At 70.4% G+C, this 3,998-nt stretch carries 5 protein-coding genes and 1 pseudogene; 5 read left to right on the top strand and 1 reads right to left on the bottom strand.

Annotation, left to right across the window (positions count from 1 at the left end; all coding sequences use genetic code 11):
* The 3 genes and pseudogenes from ASJ79_RS20110 to ASJ79_RS20100 form a co-directional block, all read left to right on the top strand.
* A pseudogene (locus ASJ79_RS20110) lies at positions 1-235 on the top strand (amidohydrolase); the annotation flags it as partial.
* Positions 228-1,883 carry an apolipoprotein N-acyltransferase gene (gene lnt, locus ASJ79_RS20105; protein ID WP_067958995.1) on the top strand — a complete coding sequence of 552 codons (1,656 nt, stop codon included), beginning with the start codon at positions 228-230 and terminating at the stop codon, positions 1,881-1,883. The pseudogene ASJ79_RS20110 and the gene lnt, both read left to right, overlap by 8 nt.
* Positions 1,880-2,668 carry a polyprenol monophosphomannose synthase gene (locus tag ASJ79_RS20100; RefSeq protein WP_067958993.1) on the top strand — a complete coding sequence of 263 codons (789 nt, stop codon included), beginning with the start codon at positions 1,880-1,882 and terminating at the stop codon, positions 2,666-2,668. The genes lnt and ASJ79_RS20100 overlap by 4 nt, the downstream gene beginning before the upstream one ends.
* A gap of 15 nt (positions 2,669-2,683) precedes the next feature.
* On the opposite strand, the gene ASJ79_RS20095 is transcribed toward ASJ79_RS20100, so the two are convergent.
* Positions 2,684-3,022, bottom strand: a complete 339-nt coding sequence (locus tag ASJ79_RS20095; protein WP_067958989.1) for an RNA polymerase-binding protein RbpA — start codon at positions 3,020-3,022, stop codon at positions 2,684-2,686.
* A gap of 150 nt (positions 3,023-3,172) precedes the next feature.
* On the opposite strand from ASJ79_RS20095, the gene ASJ79_RS20090 reads away from it, so the two are divergent.
* Both ASJ79_RS20090 and ASJ79_RS20085 read left to right on the top strand, forming a co-directional pair.
* Positions 3,173-3,523 carry a hypothetical protein gene (locus tag ASJ79_RS20090; RefSeq protein WP_067958986.1) on the top strand — a complete coding sequence of 117 codons (351 nt, stop codon included), beginning with the start codon at positions 3,173-3,175 and terminating at the stop codon, positions 3,521-3,523.
* A gap of 43 nt (positions 3,524-3,566) precedes the next feature.
* Positions 3,567-3,998, top strand: a 432-nt coding sequence (locus ASJ79_RS20085; protein WP_231750944.1) for a transcriptional regulator, incomplete at its 3' end; no start/stop codon positions are given.

The raw sequence follows: 3,998 nt of genomic DNA, 5'->3' as shown, positions 1-3,998 counted from the left end.
CGGCGCCTGGCGGGCCGGCGGTGTCCGCGACGGCGTCACCGGCACCCTCGTGCCCGGTGCGCCGGCCACCTACGCCGTCTGGGAGGCCGAGGAGTTCGACGTCAGCGCGCCCGCCGACGCGGTACAACGCTGGTCCACCGACCCGCGGTCACGCGTGCCCGTGCTGCCGCGGCTCGACGGCGACCTGCCGCGGTGCCGGCAGACCGTGCACCGAGGGCAGGTCCTCCATGGCTGACGTGTCGGCCCGGATCGTTCGATTCGGGCACGCGGTCGCCGACCGCTGGCACGTGCTCGGTGCCGTACTGGCGGCCGGCCTGCTGCTGTGTGTGAGCTTCCCGCCGTTCGGGTGGTGGTACACCGCGATCGCGGCGTTCGCGCTGCTGGGCTGGGTGCTGACCCGGCCGTCCACCACCGTCGCGGGCGGCGCCGGCTACGGCCTGCTCTTCGGCCTGGCGTTCTACCTGCCGCTGCTGCCCTGGATCAGCGGGCTGGTCGGGGCGGTGCCCTGGATGGCGCTCAGCTTCGCCGAAGCCCTGTTTCCTGCCCTGTTCGGCCTGGCCGCGGTCGTCGTCCGGAAGCTTCCGGGCTGGCCGTTGTGGTTCGCCGGGCTGTGGTCGGCGCAGGAATGGCTGAAGTCCACCGTGCCGTTCGGCGGCTTCCCCTGGGGCGTGGTCGGCTTCTCCCAGACGGAGAGCCCGATGCTGCCGCTGGCCTACGTCGGCGGCGCCCCGCTGGTGTCCTTCGCCGTGGTGCTGTTCGCGTTCAGCCTCGCCGCCCTGATCCTGGAGGTCGTCACCTGGTGGCGCCGGGACGCGCAGACCCGCGCCGCCGCGCCGCCGGCAGTGGTGCTCCCCGGGTTGTGCATCACGGTGGTGCTGCTCGCCGCGACGCTGGCATGGCCGAACGTCCGCAAGGCCGGCCTCGGCGTCGCCGACGAGCCCCCCGTCACCGTCGCGGCCGTGCAGGGCAACGTGCCGCGTCTCGGCCTGGACTTCAACGCCCAGCGCCGCGCGGTGCTGGACAACCATGTGCGCGAAACCCTGCGCCTGGCCGACGACGTGCGCGCCGGCAAGGCCGCCCAACCCATGCTGGTGGTGTGGCCGGAGAACTCGTCGGACATCGATCCGTTGGCCAATCCGGATGCCGCGCAGCAGATCTCGACGGCCGCCGCGGCCATCGACGCCCCGATCCTGGTGGGCGGGGTGGTCGCCGCTCCCGGTCACAGCCGCACCGACCCGGTGTCGACGAACACGGTGATCGTGTGGAATCCCGAGACCGGGCCGGCTGATCGCCACGACAAGCGCATCGTCCAGCCGTTCGGCGAGTACCTGCCGTGGCGCGGCCTGTTCGAGCGGTTGTCGTCCTACGCCGACCGCGCCGGATACTTCGTCCCCGGTGACGGCAACGGCGTCGTGCAGGCCGCGGGCATACCGGTCGGCATCACCACCTGCTGGGAGGTCATCTTCGACCGGGCCGCCCGCGAATCGGTGCGCGCCGGCGCGCAGGTCCTGGCGGTGCCGAGCAACAACGCCACCTTCGACGAGGCGATGAGCGAACAGCAGCTGGCTTTCGGCAGGTTGCGGGCCGTCGAGCACGACCGCTTCGTCGTTGTCGCCGGTACCACCGGCATCAGCGCGGTGATCGCGCCGGACGGCCGCGAGATCGCCCGCACCGGGTGGTTCCAGCCGGCCTACCTGGACCAGCAGATCAGGTTGAAGACCACACTGACGCCCGCGACCCGGTTCGGCCCCTACCTGGAAGGCGTGCTGGTGGCCATCGGCGTTGCGGGGTTGCTCGGGGCGATGCTGCACAATGGTTCATTCGTGCCCGCAAGATTCAGGGGTCGGCGATCGACCACCGACCACGGCAAAGGAGCCTCATGAGCGTCCCCGGTGGCATGAGCGACGGCTCCGCACCCGGGGTGCGTCCCACCCGTCGCACCCTGGTCATCGTCCCGACCTACAACGAGCGGGAGAACCTTCCGTTGATCGTCGGGAGGGTGCACGAGGCGCAGCCCGATGTCCACGTACTGATCGTCGACGACGACAGTCCTGACGGCACGGGTCAGCTCGCCGACGAGCTGGCCGTCGCCGATCCGGACCGCGTCCACGTCCTGCACCGGACGGCCAAGGAGGGCCTGGGCGCGGCCTACCTCGCCGGTTTCGCATGGGGGCTGGGACGGCAGTACACCGTGCTCGTGGAGATGGACGCCGACGGCAGCCACCCGCCGGAGCAGCTCGACCGGCTCCTGCGCGCGATCGACGCGGGCGCCGACGTCGTGATCGGGTCGCGCTACGTCGACGGCGGCGAGGTGGTCAACTGGCCGCGCCGGCGGCTGGTGTTGTCACGCACCGCCAACGGCTACTCGCGGATCCTGCTCGGCGTCGACATCCACGACATCACCGCCGGCTACCGTGCGTACCGGCGCGAGGTGCTGGAGAAGATCGAGCTCGGCGCGGTCGACACGAAGGGCTACGGCTTCCAGGTCGACCTGACGTGGCGTTCGATCAACGCCGGGTTCACCGTGGTCGAGGTGCCGATCACGTTCACCGAACGTGAGCACGGGGTGTCCAAGATGGACGGATCGACGATCCGGGAGGCGATCTTCAAGGTCGCCCAGTGGGGCCTGCGCGCCCGGCTGGACCGGGCGCGGGGGATGGCCCGCTGACGCGGGCCCCTCACCTCAGTTCCCGCGGCGGCGGGTCTTGACGATCTCGAGGCGTTCCTTGAGGAGTTCCTCGAGTTCCTCGATCGAACGACGCTCCAGCAGCATGTCCCAGTGGGTGCGCGGGGGCTTGACCTTCTTGGGCTCCGGCACGTCACCCTCGATCAGGGTGCCCTCAAGGCCGTTGCGGCACAGCCAGGTGCCGGGGATCTCGGCGTCGTCGGCGAACGGGACGTCGAACTCCTCGCCGTTCTCGGTGCGGTAGCGGGCGACCTGACGCGGCGCCAAGTCGTGGTTGCGGTCCGTCTCGTAGCTCACGGCTCCGAGGCGGCTGCCCCTCAAGACACGATCAGCCATCGTCAACTCCTCTGTAGCGATTTTGGGTCCGGACTTCGCCGGAGGGCGAATCAAGGACCACTGTCCAACGCGGGTTCGCCGTCGAAAGTTCCCCGACTCGACCGTCGATGATACCGGGATTCCGGGCCGGCCCGGTCTACAGTCTGGCTGATGACGTCGCTGAGCGCCCCGACCGGCACCCGCAGGCGGCCGCAGAGCTGCCGGTGGTGCGGACGGGAAGTCGCCGACGCCGGGCTCGGGCGTCGCCGCCAGTACTGCAGACAGTCCTGCCGCCAGCGCGCCTACGAGCAGCGCGCGATGGTGAAGGGCACGTCACTGCCGCCCGATGCGGTCGTGTTGTCCGCCGAGGAGGCGTCCGAGCTGTCCGATCGGATCTACCAGGTGCGGTGCGCGGCCGAGGACATGGCGATCGCGCTGGACGAGGGTGCCGATCCCGCCGAATTGCGGGCGCTGTGCGACGCGGTGATGCGGGCCGCGCGCGCCGCCGACGGCTGGCGGTGACAGAGCACCCGCGACCAAGCGCTTCCGCCGCTACTCTTATCGCGTGACCAGCGCAGATTTCGCGCTTCCTCCGTCGCTGCGAGTGTGGCGCTGGGACGAGTTCGTGCTGGACGCGGGCCGCTACGAACTGCGGTGCGGCGACCGGACGATCCGGGTCGAACCCCAGGTGTTCGACGTGCTGACCCACCTGGTCAGCAACAGCGAACGCTTCGTCACCAAAGAAGAACTCTTCGACACCGTCTGGGGTGGGCGCTTCGTCGGTGAGGCCGCGCTGACCAGCCGCATCAAGGCGGCGAGGCGGGCACTCGGCGACGACGGCGAGTCGCAGCGCTACATCCGCACCATCCGCGGCCGCGGCTATCAGTTCGTCGGGCACCTGCGCGCCGAGGCCGGGCCGGCCACCCCAGACGGTGTCGAAGAGTTCTTCTTTGGTGACGAAGCGTTCGCTGTTGCTGACCAGGTGGGTCAGCACGTC

The organism is Mycobacterium sp. NAZ190054 (assembly GCF_001545925.1).
Taxonomy (GTDB): Bacteria; Actinomycetota; Actinomycetes; order Mycobacteriales; family Mycobacteriaceae; genus Mycobacterium.
This window is presented reverse-complemented; position numbering and strand designations above follow the sequence as displayed.

Excerpts from the sequence above, each read along its gene's own strand:
- ASJ79_RS20100 (WP_067958993.1), top strand. The coding sequence starts at position 1,880 with ATGAGCGTCCCCGGTGGCATGAGCGACGGCTCCGCACCCGGGGTGCGT.
- ASJ79_RS20095 (WP_067958989.1), bottom strand. The coding sequence starts at position 3,022 with ATGGCTGATCGTGTCTTGAGGGGCAGCCGCCTCGGAGCCGTGAGCTAC.
- lnt (WP_067958995.1), top strand. The coding sequence starts at position 228 with ATGGCTGACGTGTCGGCCCGGATCGTTCGATTCGGGCACGCGGTCGCC.
- ASJ79_RS20090 (WP_067958986.1), top strand. The coding sequence starts at position 3,173 with ATGACGTCGCTGAGCGCCCCGACCGGCACCCGCAGGCGGCCGCAGAGC.